Here is an 18,070-nt window from a genome sequence, read left to right on the forward strand (position 1 = left end):
GTATCTAAAGCAGGCGTGTTTGCTTACTGGTCGCGTATTTGAAGCCCAGTGCAACTCTGTCAGTACTTTAACCCGTTACTTATTTTTTAGTTTTGCCATAATTATTTGATAAGGAAGCCACTATGACAGCGGCGCAATTTACTAACGTAACAGTTAATGCCCAAGCGACAGTATCTTATGATGGTCGCTGCTCAAGCCATACCATTATGTTTGAGGATGGTCGTCATAAAACGCTAGGCGTGATCTTACCTTGTGACAACTTGGTTGAGCATTATCACTTTAGCACTAATACTTCTGAGCGTATCGAAATCACTAGTGGTGAGTGTGAAGTGAAGATCAATGGTGATGATGAATTCAGCTACTACCGTGCAGGTCAATCATTTGTCGTTGAAGGCAATAGCGGTTTTAACCTACGTACTGAAGAGATTGTTCAATATGTCTGTCATCTAGAAGGCTGATATTATTAATAGGGCGCTCGAGCTTTCATTCTAGCGCCTGTTCTATCACACATTAGTATTTCGAGAAAATAAACAATATCGGATTGGTATTGTTTATTTCTTTTTTGACGTTTGGTTTACTGTTCTCTCATCATCAATGGGTCATGACACGTAAAATCTACGTTATCTTCTTTTATCCCGTCGCCTAGTGCGATATCCACTTTATATTTAGTAGGCCTATTATGGCAAAACCCATTTATTTTTACGGCATTCATGCCATTGATGCGTTACTTGAACATCGTCCTCTTGATGGCCTTAGCTTGTTTGTGCAGCAAGGTCGTGAGAGTGACAGTCATGTACAAGCTATCATGGCCGAAGCGGAAGCAAACGGCATTAGTATTCAACCAACCCAAAAAGACAAGCTAACGCAATTATGTGGCAGTCCGCAGCATCAAGGCGTGGTACTCAATGCTCGTCCGCTAGGTTTTGCTGATGAAGGTCTGCTTGATACCATTATTGGTCGCGAACAGTGCTTATTGTTAGTGCTAGATCAAATCACAGACGCACATAACTTTGGCGCTTGCTTGCGCACAGCCGTAGCAATGGGTGTGGACGCCGTGGTTTGTCCGAAGCACCATGCAGCAAGCCTGACGCCAACAGTCGCTAAAGTGTCAGTTGGCGCAGCAGAGATGATGCCGATCGTCAGCGTGACGAACTTAGCTCGTACATTATCGCAAATCAAAAATGCAGGCGTTTTCGTATTTGGTACGGCACTTAGTGAAGAGGCTAAACCAATACATGCCGCTGACCTAACTGGCAAGACCGCTATCATTATGGGTTCAGAAGGAGAGGGGATGCGCCGCCTGACAATGGAGAGCTGCGATGAGCTGGTTTATATTCCGATGTCAGGAAACGAGCATGGCAACCTACAAAGCTTAAACGTAAGCGTCGCTACTGGTATGGCTCTATATGAGGTTAATCGCCAGCGAACTTTAGCTGCTGGGCAAGCGTAAGGTACTCTTGGTGTAGGGGTTCTAGCTGTAAGTATAGAGAGGCAAGGTCGCTCTCGTTGAGTATGATATCGTCTGCATGACGATTGCGCTCTTCACGACTAAGCTGGTTGGTCATAATGGCTTTGATTTTTTGAATACTTTGATCATCACGCTGACTGGCACGCGCAAGCTGCGTGTCTTCGGTGGCATCCATCACAAGGATACGTTGGCATAAATTGGCAAGACCCGCTTCTGCTCCCTCAATGAGTAGAGGTGCGGACAATACCACATAAGCTGAGGTACTAGACTCTAACTGTGCTTTCGCTGTCTCACGTATCGCTGGATGCGTGATCGCCTCAAGCTTAATAAGCGCTTCAGGGTTTGCAAATACATGCGTACGTACAGCGGCCCTATCCATTGACCCATCACCATTTAACACCCAATCACCGAATATTTTTTGGATTTTGCGCAGAGTATCGCTGCCTTTAGTAACGATCTCATGAGCGATCACATCGGCATCGATAATATCGATCCCTTGCTCAGAAAACCAAGCACTAGCGGCAGATTTACCACTACCGATACCACCCGTCAAACCGACTACGAGCTTCTTATTTTTTGGTTGCGTGGTTTGTGGCTGGTGTGAATAAAAGTGCGATGTATTTTTTGACATAATAATGGCTTATCTGACAGATAGAACAATGAATGCAGCTACAAACTCACAATTGGCCTTTTAAGGCTTTATTTATGAGTCACTGCCGAAAATTTCCTACAATAAGATTTATTACAATAATCTAGTGTATGCTATCAGTTATTAGACATACATACCAAGATACCAACTGACGATATCTGAGCCGTATAATAGGGCAACAATACCTGCAATAGAGATATAAGGTCCGAAGGCAAAAGGTCGGCTTTCACCTTGTTTTTTCATCAAGATCAATCCAACGATAGATCCAAGTAAAGATGATAGTAGAATAATCAAAGGTAACATCATAGGTCCGAGCCAAGCACCTAATACTGCTAGTAGTTTAAAATCCCCTTGACCCATTCCATGTTTTTTAGTGATTAAGTAAAACACCTTGACTACTATCCATAGCGATAAAAACCCAAATAGTAATCCCCATATCGACTGTGTTGGTGAGACGAACCAGCTTTGTGAGTTTACCGCCAATCCTAAGCCTGCTAAAGGAAAAGTTAGACGATCAGGTAGTAGCTGTGTATCAAAGTCGATACCTGTTAGAGCTACCAGTGTCCATACTAAAACCAATGCGGACAAGCCTGTAGTACTTACCCCAAACTTATATATTACTAATACGGACAGGAGGGCGGTTACTAGCTCAACGAGAGGATAACGTAGACCGATAGCCGCTTTGCAGCTTGAACAGCGTCCGCGTAGTAATAGCCAACTTATTAAAGGGATGTTTTCATACCACTTAATTTTATGTGCGCAATGAGGGCAGCGTGAAGCTGGGCGACTTAAAGTAATCGGTTGGTCAGTAGCGACAATATTTGCTATGGGTAGCGTATGCTCGCGTGGCATATCTGCCTGTTCAGACATAAACTGGCTACACTCTTGTCTCCAACCATACACCATCATCAATGGTATGCGATGAATCACGACATTTAGAAAACTGCCAACACAAAGACCTAATAGGCCGAATAAGAATAAAGCTAGGGTAATGTTCTCTTGTAGTAACTGTATAAATTGCATCAAATCATTATCCTACTACTGCGCCCATTTGGAAAATTGGCAAGTACATTGCAATGACTAGGCCACCAATTAATACACCTAATACCGACATAATGAGTGGTTCCATCAAGCTAGTTAGACCATCAACAGCGTTATCAACTTCATTCTCGTAGTAGACAGCGACTTTATCTAGCATTTCTTCTAAGCTACCAGACTCTTCGCCAATGCCAACCATCTGAATAGCTAAACTTGGGAATAAGTTGGTAGATCGTATAGAGAACTGTAATTGCTGGCCAGTAGATACGTCATTTTTGATTTGTTGAGTTGCATTGTAAAAAACGACATTATTGGTCGCCCCAGCAGTAGAATCTAGGGCATCGATAAGCGGTACACCAGCGGCAAAAGTTGTAGATAGTGTACGAGCGAAACGGGCGATAATCGCTTGATAAGCAATGTTTCCAAAAATTGGAGCCTTTAGGGTAGCCCGATCCAAAAAGTCACGGAACTTTTTAGAGCGCTTTTTAGCCTCAGTAAAGCTAATAATTGATCCACCAATGACAATAATCAAAATAAACCACCATGCCTGCATCCATTCAGACATCGCTACTACCATCTGAGTAAAAGCAGGTAGTTCCGCTCCAAATGATTCAAATAATCCAGAGAATACAGGTACTACCTTTACGAGCAAAATTATAGTGACAATGATAGCAACTACGATAACAGCAATAGGGTACTTCATCGCCTTTTTGATTTTTGCTTTTAGAAGCTCACTCTTTTCTTTGTAAGTAGCTACTCGTTCGAGCATCGTTTCAAGTGCACCTGATTGTTCACCAGATTCGACGAGTGAGCAGAATAAATCATCAAAATAGCGAGGATGTTTGCGCAAAGAAGAGGCAAAGGTACCACCTGCCTCAATATCTGCTTTGATTTGCAGTACTAATTCTTTCATACTTGGATTATCAAGGGAGTCGGCGACAATTTCGAAAGACTGAGTTAACGGTACACCTGCTTTCATCATTGTTGCCAACTGCCGAGCAAAAATAGCAATATCAATGGCTTTAATGGCTTTTTTAAAGGTATAAAGTGGTTTTGGCTTTTTCTTAATCCCTTTAACCGTGATACCTTGTTTACGTAGGGTTGCTTTCGCTAGCTCTAAGTTGCGACTGGTGGTTTCGCCCTTAACTTTCTGCCCGCGTCGGTTAACACCGTCGTAAACGAAATCTAATAACATATCGGTCTTAGCTTTTGCCATAGTACTACCCTCAAAATTGTCCAATATATATTGTAAATTTACAATAGAATACCAGACTTAGGATACCAGTCAGGCATACTTTATTTTAGCGTAAAAAACCAGTGTTTATCTGTTTTATTTTTAAAGATATACGATAAAGGACATTGCTGGTTTATAAATCAGTTACCAACTAATAGTTAGAATACTAAGACTTATAATATAAATTTTACTTATTATTCAGAAGTCACTCGCATCATTTCCTGAATACTTGTGACACCTTGCAACACTTTTAAAATCCCAGAACGTCGCAAGTCGCGGAAACCATTTTTGATGGCAGCATCTTTGATATCTATTGCGTTACCATCTTCCATAATAATGCGTGAAATATCAGGGCTGACTTTCATCACCTCATAGATACCTACACGGCCTTTATAACCTTCACGGCATTCATTACAGCCGACTGGTTCATAAATGACATTGTCAGTGTTATCTAAATCAGTATCGGTAAAACCAATCTCTAATAAGCTCTGACGCGGGATGTTAATAGGTTTTTTGCAGTTCTTGCAGAGACGTCGTGCCAAACGTTGAGCAATGACTAGATTGACTGACGTGGCAATATTAAAAGAAGCGACGCCCATGTTACGTAGACGCGTTAATGTTTCAGGTGCTGAGTTGGTATGCAAGGTAGAAAGAACCATATGACCTGTTTGCGCCGCTTTAATCGCAATTTCAGCAGTCTCAAGGTCACGAATCTCACCGACCATAACAATATCAGGATCTTGACGTAAAAAAGACTTGAGCGCATTGGCAAACGTTAGACCAACTTTGGCATTAACGTTGACTTGGTTAATTCCTTCAAGGTTAATTTCAACTGGATCTTCAGCCGTTGAAATATTGGTTGCGCCAGTATTCAAGATGTTGATACCAGTGTAAAGGGAGACCGTCTTACCAGAACCAGTAGGACCAGTGATAAGCAACATGCCTTGTGGTTTGTGTAATGCCTCTAAAAACATTTCCTGCTGATCTGGCTCATACCCCAATGCATCAATACCTAACATGGCTGAGGATGGGTCAAGGATACGCAAGACAAGTTTTTCACCGAATAACGTCGGTAATGAGTTTACTCGGAAATCAATGGCTTTATTTTTAGAAATTTTTAGTTTAATACGCCCATCTTGCGGTACCCGGCGTTCTGAGATGTCCATTTGCGACATGACTTTTAAACGTGCTGCAATTTTATTCGCAAGTTGAACCGGTGGATTGGCCATTTTTTGCATGACGCCATCGACACGAAATCGTACTCTGAAAGACTTTTCATATGGCTCGAAATGTAAATCAGAAGCGCCCATACGGATAGCATCGACTAGCATTTTATTAACGAACTTTACAACAGGTGCTTCATCGACGCCGTCATTCAGCTGAGTCTCACCATCCTCTTTATCTTCATCACCGTCTTCAAAGCCAACATTTAAATCACTATCAGAGAAGCTATCAAAGCTTTGCATCGTATCTGCATATGCACTTTCGATACGCTTTTTGAGCTTATTTTCTTCGACAACAATGGTTTCTATCGACAGTCGAGAGTTAAAGGCAATCGCATCAATGGCATCAACGCGTGTGGGATCACTTAGTGCGACAAATAGACGTTGTCCTCGTTTAAAGAGTGGTAAAGCATTAAACTTGCGAACGATTTTTTCATCAACCAAGTCTTTTGGAATAACATCAATGTTCAATGCATCGAGATCAAATAGAGGGTCGCCGAAAGCTTGGGATAGCATTTGGGCAAGTAGATAAGCATCGGCCAATTTATTGTCTACCAGATAAGGTACCAGTCCTATTTGCTGCTGCTGTGACTCAATCTGTGCCGTCTTCATGTTCGCTTCGCTAACGACACCGTCGCTAATTAGTTGCTGCGCTAGACCGCCGTACTTACTAGTTGCGATAGACATTGTAACCTCTCCTTTGATACAAAATATGCTGTAGACCTGCTTGGTCTTGCCCGCTATATACTTGTCGTTGCTAGTCGATAACTCGCTATAACTGTCTTGCTTTGTTTATCTTATTTTATCTACCTGTAAATCTATATATAGAACTAGCAATAATATTTGATTTTATAAACTCTGTAGTATAGAACTTTACTTTAGTTTGAAAAAATTATATATACCATTAGACGACTAGCTCGTAAAAATAATGGTCTATTGATGTATTGTCTGTAGATAAGTTTGCAGAAGTGATTCTGTGCATGGTGGCACGCTACTATAGCACTTACGAATTATTTGTTATACTGACGCGCATATTAGCCGAATTGGCATGAATACATGAGACAAGGTAAATAAGTATGCAAGCTTGGGTAATTGGCAATTGGAAACAGAATCCTGCGACTAACAGTGCTGTCAATACACTATTGGACGACTTATTAACTAAAGTTAATACTGAAGAACGAGCCAACTCGCAGGCATCAAAAAACCGCTGTAAATTAATGGTAGCGCCCAGTTGTGTTCATTTAAGTACAGTGAGTACGCGTCTATCAGATAGCTCAATACTCTGTGCCGCACAGGACGTTAGTACTTATAGTGCAAGTACAGGAGCCTATACGGGTGACTGCTCCGCACAGCAGGTAGCAGATGCAGGTGCTACTTGGACGCTACTTGGCCACTCTGAGCGTCGTCAATACCACAAAGAGTCTCATGAATGCCTGATAAGCAAATTGTCTCATGCGTTTTCTCAGAGCTTAGGCGTGGTGTTTTGCATCGGCGAAACACAAGAACAGTATGACAATGGTCAAACACTCGACGTTATCAATGAGCAACTCTCGGTTATTAAGGATTTACTGACTCAACAGCCAGAGTTAGCATCGTCATTATCTGAAAAGCTGCTCATCGCTTACGAACCTGTATGGGCCATTGGTACAGGTAAAGTGCCTACTGTGGCAGAAGTGAGTAAGACTCATCAGTATATCAAGCAAACGGTTGCAGGCTTTGCTGATATAGCAGATACGATTACCGTGCTGTATGGCGGTAGTGTTAATGCTGATAATGCCGATAGCTTTGCCTCTGACGCTATGATTGATGGCGCGTTGGTAGGCGGTGCTTCATTAAAAGCGGAGAGCTTTCTAGCGATTGCCGATGCATTTAACCAAGCCAATGTTTAAATGAATAAATAACGCTCAGATATCAAGATCATAGCTTATAGAGAGTATGGTTTTATCGGTTGGTAAAAGTAGGTTTAACACTGCCCTTGCAATCGTGTACAATGCGCCTTATTTATATAGTCGATTTGGCATTTGATCATGCCGATTGTCATTCTATTAACCTTACGTTTTATTTTCCGTTATCAGTCGTCATTACGCGGCAAAAGAGGCCACCATGTTTACGTTTATATTAGCCCTGCATATTATTGTGGCCATTGCCATGATCGGCTTGATTCTGATACAGCATGGTAAAGGGGCAGACGCTGGAGCTTCTTTTGGTGCCGGTTCATCAGGTACAGTATTTGGCGCAGCAGGTACTGCTAATTTCTTGACGCGTGCTACGGCAGTACTAACGGTCATATTTTTTATTACGAGCATGACGCTTGCTGTTCATGCTCGTAAGCAAGCAGAAGATCAGTTTCGTCTAGATGCGCCAGTTTCAGCACCGCAAACGCCGCGTCCATTGACTCAAAATCCTGAGTAAGCCTCTTTTAAGTAGGCAGCGCTTGCTATTTTGGTAGGTTAGATTTACAATGCTTTCCTGTTTTCGCAACTCCTGTTCTATAGATGCCTACCTTAAGCATTATTGATTATAGACTGGATGATAGAAGCAGAGCAGTACAATGCGATTGTGGTGGAATGGTAGACACGCCATCTTGAGGGGGTGGTGGCGAAAGCTGTGGGGGTTCAAGTCCCCCCAATCGCACCAAGTTTTACAGACGCAGCATAGCGTCAGGTTGGATTTTTAGCAGATAATACTTAATTTATAATTAATTTAAAAAAAGTATTGACACTTCTACGAAACCTCCCTATAATATGCGTTCTAGATTGATGCGGGGTGGAGCAGTCTGGTAGCTCGTCGGGCTCATAACCCGAAGGTCGTTGGTTCAAATCCAGCCCCCGCTACCACTTTTTATACTGATGTTTTGTACACTAAATTTGTCAGTACCGATTAGCCCACCATTATGTTTGTGGGTTTTTTTGTATCTGAAGGTCAGTGTTATCGCGGTATCTATCCTACTTATGCTAAGCTCTAAGTCTATAGAGTACGATATTACTCGTCACTGGTCATCATCGGCCGCTACCGGCACGATGCTTCTTAAGCAACACTATCTTTTATTCCTCATACTTTTATCGATAGTAGTGCTTTATAAATAATAAAAGCATTGTTTGGCCGAGCTTGATGTTTTTTACGCTCGTCCCTATATAAATGCACAATATGTATCATATATTTGTGATTTAAAATTATATACTGACCGTGATTCTTATCATTATAAGATTACTATATACAGATAAGAGTCAATCCTTAATACGGTTTACTAAGTACGATAGATAAGTGAATAGGAAAATACAAAGAGATTATGAAGCTTTCGACTAAAGTTGCAGAACTGACTAATATTATTGCCCCTGCCGTGGCCGCTTGTGATGTGTCACTATGGGGTATCGAGTTTGCGCCACAAGGTCGTCGCTCTTTACTACGTATCTATATTGAGGCATTGCCAGAAGAGCAAGCCCAAGATAAACAAGTAACGATTGAAGACTGCGCGGCAGTAAACCATCAAGTAAGCGGTATCTTAGAAGTTCATGATCCTATCGCTGGTGAATACATCTTAGAAGTATCTTCACCTGGTTTTGATCGTGCGTTTTTCTCAGATGAGCAAATGCATGCGTATGTTGGTCAAACTGTGAGCTTGCGTCTGATTCAGGCTATCGGTACAGGCGATCAAAAGCGCCGTAAAGCCACAGGTACTTTAGATAGTATTGATGAAAACTCTTTAAAACTGACGTCAAGTGATGGCGAGCAGTTTGAGATTGCACTAAGTAATATTGATAAAGCCAATTTGATTTATGAAGATGCCTAGGTTTTTACTAGGGTAACTGTTTATAGGTAGACAGTTTTATCTTCCAATAGCTTATGTGGCTTATAGCAACTATATAATAGCAGCACCCAAATTATAAAATTTAAGTCAATTAAAAAATGATAGGACAGGTATAGCATGAGTCGTGAAATCTTAACGGTAGTAGAAACTGTCAGTAATGAAAAGGGCTTAAATCCTGAAGATATCTTTGAAGCAATTGAAGACGCTTTGGTGGTATCGACTAAGAAGAAAGTATATACCGAGCAGCCAGAAGTGGCTGTACGGGTAGCGATCGACCGTGCAACTGGCGATTACGATACTTATCGTTACTGGACAGTGGTTGCAGATGAAGACCATGAAATGCCAGCTTGTCAGCTTGCTATCACCGATCTTGATCAGGAAGAATGGTCAATTGGTGATGTTAAAGAAGAGCAAATTGAATCAATCGAATTTGGTCGTATTGCTGCTACTCAAGCCAAACAAGTCATCATCCAAAAGATTCGTGAAGCTGAACGTGCACTAGTTGCAGACGCTTTCGAGCCGCGTGTTGGTGAGATGATGTATGGCGAAGTCAAAAAACAGACTCGTGATGGCTATATCATCGATTTGGGTGACAATGCCGAAGGTTATTTGTCACGTGATCAAATGTTGCCACGCGAACAATTACGTGCAAAATCGCGCATTAACGCTATCTTGTACCATGTAAATCGTGAAAACCGCGGTGCGCAGTTACTGTTATCTCGCACGCATCCTGAAATGCTATCAGCATTGATGCAAAAAGAAGTGCCTGAGATTGCAGAACAAATTATCGAAATTCGTAACGTCGCTCGTCTGCCAGGTACTCGTGCTAAAATAGCTGTGAAGACCAACGATCATCGTATCGACCCTGTTGGTGCGTGTATCGGTATGCGTGGTACGCGTATTCAAGCCGTACAGCAAGAATTAGATGGCGAGCGTATTGATGTTGTGGTTTGGTCAGATGATCCAGCCCAGTTCATCATCAGCGCTTTAGAGCCAGCTGACGTGAGCAGTATCATTTTGGATGAAGATACTCAAACAGCAGACATTATCTTTAGCACCAATGATCAGTTGGCGCGTGCTATTGGCTCACAAGGTCAAAACGTACGTCTAGCGTCTGAATTGACGGGCTATAAGCTTAATATGATGCTCGAAGAAGAGTATCAGCAACGTCAACAAAACGAATCAAAAGCGTTTATTGAATTATTCTATGAGCGCCTAGAAGTAGATAAAGATTTAGCACAGGCATTGGTTGATATTGGTTTTACCAGTATCGAAGAAGTGGCCTATGTACCAGTTGAGACTTTCTATGATATCGAAGGTCTAGACGATGAAGCGATTGATATGATTCAAGAGCGTGCTAAAGAAGTTGTCATCGCTGATGAACTGGTCAAACAACAGAACATGAAAGAGCCAAGTCAAGAGCTTCAAGAGCTTGAAGGTATGACAGTCAGTTGGGCTTATAAAATGGCTCAAAAAGACATCATTACTGTTGATGACTTGGCAGAACAAGCCGTCTTCGATCTAGAAGATATCGAAGGATTAGACTCTGAAACTGCAGGAAAACTCATCATGAAAGCTCGGGAATCTTGGTTCGATGAATAAGCGGTAACTGCATATCGCTGTCTTTTGGTGATATGCTATTGAGAATAAAGCGCTGATATCTATTTATAAGTATCAGCCTTAACCCAATCATTTGTAGCCAACAACTGAATTGAACATATAGCAAATAATAGACAGTAGGTGATAATAAATGGCAGATAAGACCGTCAAAGAACTGGCAGAAATGGTAGGCAAAACTACAGATGCTGTAAAGCAGCAATTAGTAGATGCTGGCCTGCCTGCTCGCGCAGAGGATGACCTAGTCACCGAGCTTGAGCAAGAAAAGCTGGTGACGTATTTAAAGCAAAGTCATGGTCAACAAGAAAAGCGTCGTATTAGTCTTAAATCTAAGACGACCAGTACTGCACGTGTGACCGGCTCTTCTGGTAAATCTAAGAGCGTCAACGTCGAAGTGCGTAAAAAGAAAGTATTCGAAAAGCCTGATCCAGAAAAAATGGCTGAAGAGTTAGCCGCTCGTGAGCAGGCTCTAATTGAGTCTCAAGAACGTGCAGCAAAAGAAGCTGAAGAACGTGCCGCTACTAAGAAAAAAGCGGAAGAGCGTCAAGCAGCAACGCTAGCAGCAATGCGCGCAAGCCTAGGCTCTAGCAAAAAATCAGACGACAAGAATGATGATATTTCTACATCAGTTGTCGTCAAAAAAGGCGGCAAAGCGACGGCTGAAGTTAAGCCTAAAGAGCAGCCGAAGAAAAAGGTTGCTGCTACTAAGCCTAAAGTTGAAACCGCTGCTGAACGTAAAGCTCGTGAGACTCGTGAGAAAGAAGAAGCGCGTCTGCGTGAAATCGAACTAGAAACCCGCCGCACACAAGCTGAAGAAGCGCAAAAGCGTACACTTGAGCAAATGCGCAAAATGGCTGGTAAATATACAGATCGTGAACCTGTTACTGAAGTACGTAAAGATGAGCCATTGGCTGAAGGTCTGGTCGGTGATGCACTAGAAGAGTCTTTCGAAAAAGAGCGTCGCGAAATCAAACGCGGTTCGAACAGTACTGGTACTCGTGGTCGTCGTCGTAAAAACCAAGATGAGCGCGAAATCAAAAACCGCAAAAACGGTTTGCGTTCAACTCAAGCATCACAACATAAGTTTGAAAAACCTGTTGAAAAAATCGTCTATGATGTCGAGATTAGTGAGCAAATTTCAGTTGCCGATCTTGCACAGCGTATGGCGGTTAAAGCTCGCGAAGTAACCAAATTACTTATGAAAATGGGTGAAATGGCTCGTGAGTCAGATACGATTGATCAAGCAACCGCAAGCTTGCTTGTTGAAGAAATGGGTCACAACCCAGTACCAGTTAGTGATACTAAAGTCGAAGATGACTTACAGTACGCAGTTGATGAGCGTAGTAGTAATATCCAGACTCGTCCACCAGTAGTGACTATTATGGGTCACGTCGATCATGGTAAGACCTCACTACTAGATAAAATTCGTGAAACGAAAGTTGCGAATGGTGAAGCGGGCGGCATTACACAGCATATCGGTGCTTACCATGTAAAAACTGATCGCGGTGTTATTACTTTCCTTGATACTCCAGGTCACGCAGCGTTTAGCGCAATGCGTTCACGTGGTGCTCAAGCGACTGATATCGTTGTATTGGTTGTTGCAGCTGATGATGGCATGATGCCACAAACAGCAGAAGCCATTGATCATGCACGTGCAGCTGGTACGCCAATCATTGTTGCTATCAACAAAATGGATAAGCCAGGTGCTGACCCTGACCGTGTTCTTAATGAATTAACGACGAAAGAAGTTGTTTCAGAAGAATGGGGCGGCGATACACCAATGGCTCGTATCTCAGCCAAAACAGGCGAAGGTATCGAAGACTTGCTAGAGTTCATTAGCTTGCAAGCTGAGCTAATGGAACTAGAAGCGCCACTAGACGGTGCTGCTCAGGGTGTGGTTATTGAATCAAGACTTGAAAAGGGTCGTGGTCCTGTCGTTAGTGTCCTAGTGAAAAAAGGGACATTAAAACAAGGCGACTTGGTTCTAGCTGGTGAGCACTATGGTAAAGTTCGTGCATTGACTGATGAGCATGGCCAACGTATCAAGTCAGCTGGTCCTTCTATTCCTGTAGAGATTTTAGGTCTGCCTGAAACACCTGCAGCTGGTAGTGAGTTCCTAGTTGTAACGGATGAGAAAAAAGCTCGTGAAGTTGCGGACTTTAGAACCAACCGTGAGCGTGAGCGTCAACTTGAGCGTCAAAATGCGATGCGTTTAGAAAGCATGTTTGATCAGATGGGCCAAGGCGATGTGTCATTCTTGAATATCGTACTGAAAACAGACGTACGTGGTTCACTTGAAGCACTACTAGCTGCCCTAAATGAATTGTCTACTGATGAAGTAAAAGTCAGAGTGATCAGTTCAGGCGTTGGTCCTATCTCTGAGTCTGACGTAACCCTTGCCGAATCTAGTGAAGCGGTACTTTTAGGCTTCAACGTTCGTGCAGATGCTACCGCACGTCGCAAAGCAGACACTGCTAACATGGATATTCGCTACTATAGCGTAATCTATGGTTTGATCGATGATGTTAAATCAGCAATGAGCGGTATGCTTGCTCCTGAACATCGTGAGAAAATCCTTGGTGTCGCAGACGTTCGTGAAGTATTCCGTTCTAGTAAGTTCGGTGCTGCTGCTGGTTGTATGGTGGTTGAAGGTACAATTTATCGCAACAAACCTATCCGCGTATTGCGTGATGATCAAGTTATCTTTACTGGTCAATTGCAATCATTGCGTCGTTATAAAGAAGACGTTAATGAAGTACGTACTGGTATGGAATGTGGTCTGGCCGTTCGTGGCTATGATGTTGAAGCTGGCGATAAGATCGAAGTCTTTGAAATCCAAGAGTTCGCACGTACTATCTAAAGCTGCTGTTCGATAGCAGAGTATGTATCAATGCAATATGCGTAATCCGCTGAGCTGTTTAGATACTTTGCTAATATTCAGCTGTACTTAGGCCTAACAGGTACATCCTGCTAGGCCTTTTTTAGCACATATCAGTGCAACATCTATTAATCAGCAGACTTATACAGTAATAAAATAAGCCCATTAAAGTAAGGTAACAACATGAACCAACGTTTACAAAGATTGTCGGATCAGATTCAGCGTGAGCTTGCTGTTCTTATTCGCGATGAAGTTAATGACCCTCGTCTAACGGGTTTTGTCACGATTTCTAGTATCAAAGTTAGCCCAGATTTGGGCTATGCGGACGTCTATGTCACTATCATGGAGCCTGAGCTCAATGATGCTATGAACAAGACCAATCATGAAGAAAGCATCAAAGTACTAAATAAAGCGGCAGGGTTTTTGCGTACGGAATTAAGCCATAGCTTAAAAACACGTACTACGCCGCGCTTACGTTTTCATTACGATGAAGTAACGGCTCGTGGTAACTACATGATGGACTTGATTAGCAAGGCCGTGACTAAAACTGAGCAAAACGAGAATGACGAGTAAACTATTATTATGTCTATAGCGTCTAAGCAAGTTGATAAACAAGCCAATAAAGTACCTGATAAAGTAAAAGTTGCAGGTGTCATATTGGTGGATAAACCCAAAGGTATGACCTCGCAGCAAGTCGTGTCAAAAGTGAAGTATTTATTTAAATCACCGATACACGATAGTAAAAAGGCAGGGCATACAGGGACGCTTGATCCGATGGCAACTGGCCTGCTGCCTATTTGCTTGGGTGAAGCCACCAAGTTTAGCCATTATCAACTGGATGCTGATAAATCTTATCAAGCGACTATCTTGCTAGGTAGTCAAACCGATACTGGTGATGCTGATGGCCAAATCGTAACGCAGGCTTCTATTCCCGTATTTGACGAAGCATCATTGGCGACCATTGCCCAGCAGTTTTTGGGCGCTCAGCAGCAGATACCACCGATGTATTCAGCGCTAAAAAAAGATGGCAAAAAACTGTATGAATATGCTCGTGCGGGTATTGAAGTTGATAGGCCGCCCAGAGATATTACGATTAAAGCAATCAACCTACAGATGATAGATGATACTCAGATTAACCTCACGGTTACTTGTACTAAAGGTACTTACGTACGTGTATTAGCGGAAGATATTGCAAAGCAGCTAGGTACGCTAGGACATTTGACGGCATTACGTCGTACACAAGTAGGTAACTTCAGCATTAATGATGCGATCGCTTTATCATTATTAGAAGAGCATGGTTTAGAGGAGCGTCAGTCTTGGCTACTGCCCATCGATGCTTGTATTGATATCGATGCTGAACTGACGCTGACAGAGGAGCAATGCGCCCGTGTACATATGGGACAGCGCTTAAACGTATTTGATGAGCTAACAGGTAAGCTTAAAGATTATGTTGCTAATATGGTTTCTGACCAGCTGTCTAATAATAGCTCTGTCGGTATCAACGATGACGCTAGTACCAGTAGTATGACTGAAATTGAAATTGATGCTGCTCAGCCATTAGAGCACGAAATACCGGTTGATATACGTTTACTTAACGAGCAAGGAGAATTCCTCGGTTTGGGGTCTGTGAGCTTAAACGGACGTCTACAACCTAAGAAATTGATTCAGCGCTAATAGTAAAGTTTTCATCAATGCTACTTAAATAGAGAAACTACCACCTAATATTGGCTTGATTTACTAATAGTTTACACTAATCACATACCGTCACATTTTATTGCAGGTTTCGCCTATGGTGAAACCTGTTTTTTTTGTACTCTAGATTCATCAGATAGGGAATGCTGAGTTAAAAAATAAAACGGACAAATATTATAAAAATAAAAAATTGCCATAAGGTTAATAACTAAAACGATAAACAATTAAAAGTAACCAATTAGAAGAAAAAACCAATGCAGAAAGGACGCATTTGAACAAAAATAAAATAGTTCAAAGGAGAATGTACTGCCAAACAATAATAAAACTAACTTATAAAAATATACTGGCTCACAAAAACTAATAGATAAGAAGAAGGAAAGTTATGAAAACGATCGCTTTTTTACTACATAACCACTTTGAACAAGCAGAGTATGAAGACGTCAATAATCAGCTAAAAGACAAAGGCTATAAAACACTTCTCATAACAACAAATGATAAAAAAGAAGTGCAAGCCATGCAGCAAGACGTAGATAAGAGTGATACTTTTACTGCTGATATCTTTGTAGAAGATGCTAACGTTTCTGACTATGATGCATTGGTGTTACCAGGTGGTACTGTCAACGCTGATACTATTCGTGGTAACGAAAAGGCTCATCAAATTATCAATGCTATAAATGAAGCAGGAAAGCCACTAGCTGTTATTTGTCATGCTCCTTGGGTTCTCATCAATACAAATATTGCTAAAGGCAAAACCCTTACCGCTTATCCTACTTTGCAACTAGATTTAGAAAATGCTGGAGCAAACTACGTAGATAAGACAGTGCAGGTAGATGGTAATCTTATTACTTCGCGTAACCCAGATGATATTCCTAATTTTGTTGATGCCATAGATAAAGCATTATCCTAGAATTTTGATTTCTAAATAAACTAGTTCAATTAGTTAAGTACTATTAAATCTCAATTCTGTACGACTAACATTTATAACCATAACTAAGGAAGATACTATGTCAAACTCTAATCCAAATGATACTAAGCTTGAGCAACAACGTTCTGATTCAGCAGAAGCGGCGCTCAAAAGCCAAACTGAAGACAATCATAATGAAAATAGTGAAGCAGCAGCAGAACGTATCGCAGCTAATTTAGAAAACGCGAAAGAAGATAAGTAGGTTTTTAATATGCCACCTGTAATAGGCTGGCATTGATATGTTTATAGTTTGCACGTCTTATGATCGATGAGTGCAACGACAGTTAGTCCACAAAATAATAATTCAGGAGCTAATATGAGTAATTCACCGAACAATATGGACGAGCAAGAAAAAGAGATTGAAAAGCTTGCAGAAGAAATCAATCCAAGTGAGCATACTGCCCCAGACAGCCTAGCGGAAGTGGCTACTGCCGTGCCTCTTGAAGATGATGAACTAGGCGGCAATGCGACAGAGTCTGACGTTAACAAGTAGCCTAGGTAGGCACTTAATAGATAGTTATCTATAGAATACTAGCTACTAGAAATTAAATGTCGCTTTACAAGTATTATGAAAAACTGCTGCTAGTTCAGCAGTTTTTTGTTATAATTACCCCCACATTTAAATTAGGTTTTGAATGATGTACTGTAGTTAGCCCATTACTTTGATTAAGTAGTGCTATAGCTAACTACAATGTACGATTCAAAACATACTAAATGGTTGTTAACTGAGCTTGTCGTACACTAGGTCAACTCTAGTAATGCAGGGTTGTCCTGAATGGCGTACAGGTTATTTTATTTATTATTCTATTGCTTTAATACTGACTCAAATTGCAGCCTGTATTTAAAGTTTTTAGCATTGCCGGAGATATTTATGCTAACTAATACCGATCGTGAACAAATCATCGCTCAATACCAACGTGGCGAAAACGACACTGGTTCTCCAGAAGTTCAAGTAGCTTTGTTGAGTGCTCGTATCAATGATTTGCAGAACCACTTTAAAGCACACAAAGCTGACCATCATAGCCGTCGCGGTCTTATCCGTATGGTTAACACGCGTCGTAAACTGCTTGATTACTTAAAAGGTAAAGACCTTGGTCGTTACACTACTCTAATCAGCCAGTTAGGTCTACGTCGTTAATCTAACGACAATAGTACGAGTGGATGCTGAATTTTTTGCTAAATCGCTTGGAACTTGTTTGTTGTTATCGATAAAATAGATTTTTCTAAAAACGGTGTGGAATAGTTTCACGCCGTTTTTTTATGCTTATTCGTTTTAGATACCGTGCTCAAATAGTAAGAGCTGTAACTCCTTTTATGGAATAGCTAAGAGGAATATTGGTATAAACTGTACTAACTAAGTCTCAAGTACGGTATTTTCTGACGATAATTGGGCTACTGTGCAATTAATTGGTCAATGGCTATAAATCACTGTAAAATAATGCCTTGTGAGTTTGATAGCGTATCTGCTACAGATATGGCGATTATTAATAAGATACTTA

At 41.5% G+C, this 18,070-nt stretch carries 17 protein-coding genes and 2 tRNA genes; 15 read left to right on the plus strand and 4 right to left on the minus strand.

Annotated features, from left to right (window positions below):
* Window positions 1-122 precede the first annotated feature (122 nt).
* Together I3249_RS04320 and rlmB are read left to right on the plus strand one after the other, a co-directional pair.
* Entirely contained in the window at window positions 123-458 is a 336-nt protein-coding gene (locus I3249_RS04320) for a pyrimidine/purine nucleoside phosphorylase (RefSeq protein ID WP_057757729.1), read from the plus strand.
* A 221-nt stretch (window positions 459-679) separates the two neighbouring features.
* Entirely contained in the window at window positions 680-1,450 is a 771-nt protein-coding gene (rlmB, locus tag I3249_RS04325) for a 23S rRNA (guanosine(2251)-2'-O)-methyltransferase RlmB (protein ID WP_102078746.1), read from the plus strand.
* Here rlmB and coaE read toward each other — a convergent pair.
* From coaE to pilB, 4 genes are all read right to left on the minus strand, one after another.
* Window positions 1,413-2,099: a dephospho-CoA kinase gene (gene coaE, locus I3249_RS04330; RefSeq protein ID WP_238068802.1), complete on the minus strand. Its 687-nt coding sequence runs from the start codon at window positions 2,097-2,099 to the stop codon at window positions 1,413-1,415. The two genes, rlmB and coaE, sit on opposite strands and share 38 nt — an antisense overlap.
* Before the next feature lie 141 nt (window positions 2,100-2,240).
* Window positions 2,241-3,140, minus strand: a complete 900-nt coding sequence (locus I3249_RS04335; protein WP_238068909.1) for an A24 family peptidase — start codon at window positions 3,138-3,140, stop codon at window positions 2,241-2,243.
* Window positions 3,141-3,147: 7 nt separating this feature from the next.
* Window positions 3,148-4,371: a type II secretion system F family protein gene (locus I3249_RS04340; RefSeq protein WP_238068804.1), complete on the minus strand. Its 1,224-nt coding sequence runs from the start codon at window positions 4,369-4,371 to the stop codon at window positions 3,148-3,150.
* 212 nt (window positions 4,372-4,583) lie between these two features.
* Window positions 4,584-6,299, minus strand: a complete 1,716-nt coding sequence (gene pilB / locus I3249_RS04345) for a type IV-A pilus assembly ATPase PilB (protein WP_238068805.1) — start codon at window positions 6,297-6,299, stop codon at window positions 4,584-4,586.
* A gap of 389 nt (window positions 6,300-6,688) precedes the next feature.
* Between pilB and tpiA the strand changes: the two genes are divergently transcribed.
* From tpiA to rpsO, 13 genes are all read left to right on the plus strand, one after another.
* Window positions 6,689-7,501 (plus strand): triose-phosphate isomerase, encoded by an 813-nt coding sequence (tpiA, locus tag I3249_RS04350; RefSeq protein WP_238068807.1) that lies wholly within the window; start codon window positions 6,689-6,691, stop codon window positions 7,499-7,501.
* A 214-nt stretch (window positions 7,502-7,715) separates the two neighbouring features.
* Window positions 7,716-8,024: a preprotein translocase subunit SecG gene (secG, locus tag I3249_RS04355; RefSeq protein WP_021814138.1), complete on the plus strand. Its 309-nt coding sequence runs from the start codon at window positions 7,716-7,718 to the stop codon at window positions 8,022-8,024.
* Window positions 8,025-8,165: 141 nt separating this feature from the next.
* Window positions 8,166-8,249, plus strand: a tRNA-Leu gene (locus I3249_RS04360).
* Window positions 8,250-8,372: 123 nt separating this feature from the next.
* Window positions 8,373-8,449, plus strand: a tRNA-Met gene (locus I3249_RS04365).
* A 452-nt stretch (window positions 8,450-8,901) separates the two neighbouring features.
* Complete coding sequence (gene rimP / locus I3249_RS04370; protein WP_057757748.1) at window positions 8,902-9,402, plus strand: ribosome maturation factor RimP; 501 nt, start codon at window positions 8,902-8,904, stop codon at window positions 9,400-9,402.
* A gap of 135 nt (window positions 9,403-9,537) precedes the next feature.
* Complete coding sequence (gene nusA / locus I3249_RS04375) at window positions 9,538-11,022, plus strand: transcription termination factor NusA (protein ID WP_238068809.1); 1,485 nt, start codon at window positions 9,538-9,540, stop codon at window positions 11,020-11,022.
* Window positions 11,023-11,170: 148 nt separating this feature from the next.
* On the plus strand, window positions 11,171-13,897 hold the full coding sequence (gene infB / locus I3249_RS04380; RefSeq protein WP_057757754.1) for a translation initiation factor IF-2: 2,727 nt from the start codon (window positions 11,171-11,173) through the stop codon (window positions 13,895-13,897).
* 201 nt (window positions 13,898-14,098) lie between these two features.
* Window positions 14,099-14,488 (plus strand): ribosome-binding factor A, encoded by a 390-nt coding sequence (locus tag I3249_RS04385; protein ID WP_238068811.1) that lies wholly within the window; start codon window positions 14,099-14,101, stop codon window positions 14,486-14,488.
* Between the two features lie 9 nt (window positions 14,489-14,497).
* A complete protein-coding gene (truB, locus tag I3249_RS04390; RefSeq protein ID WP_238068813.1) occupies window positions 14,498-15,589 on the plus strand; it encodes a tRNA pseudouridine(55) synthase TruB in 1,092 nt (363 codons plus the stop codon).
* Window positions 15,590-15,989: 400 nt separating this feature from the next.
* Window positions 15,990-16,514 carry a type 1 glutamine amidotransferase domain-containing protein gene (locus I3249_RS04395; protein WP_238068816.1) on the plus strand — a complete coding sequence of 175 codons (525 nt, stop codon included), beginning with the start codon at window positions 15,990-15,992 and terminating at the stop codon, window positions 16,512-16,514.
* 97 nt (window positions 16,515-16,611) lie between these two features.
* Window positions 16,612-16,773, plus strand: coding sequence for a hypothetical protein (locus I3249_RS04400; protein ID WP_160023635.1), 162 nt, complete (start codon window positions 16,612-16,614; stop codon window positions 16,771-16,773).
* Window positions 16,774-16,887: 114 nt separating this feature from the next.
* Window positions 16,888-17,064, plus strand: coding sequence for a hypothetical protein (locus tag I3249_RS04405; protein ID WP_193834171.1), 177 nt, complete (start codon window positions 16,888-16,890; stop codon window positions 17,062-17,064).
* 378 nt (window positions 17,065-17,442) lie between these two features.
* Window positions 17,443-17,709 carry a 30S ribosomal protein S15 gene (gene rpsO / locus I3249_RS04410; RefSeq protein ID WP_045443035.1) on the plus strand — a complete coding sequence of 89 codons (267 nt, stop codon included), beginning with the start codon at window positions 17,443-17,445 and terminating at the stop codon, window positions 17,707-17,709.
* Window positions 17,710-18,070 lie beyond the last annotated feature (361 nt).

The sequence above is a fragment of the Psychrobacter sp. Ps1 genome (assembly GCF_022129425.1).
Lineage (GTDB): Bacteria > Pseudomonadota > Gammaproteobacteria > Pseudomonadales > Moraxellaceae > Psychrobacter.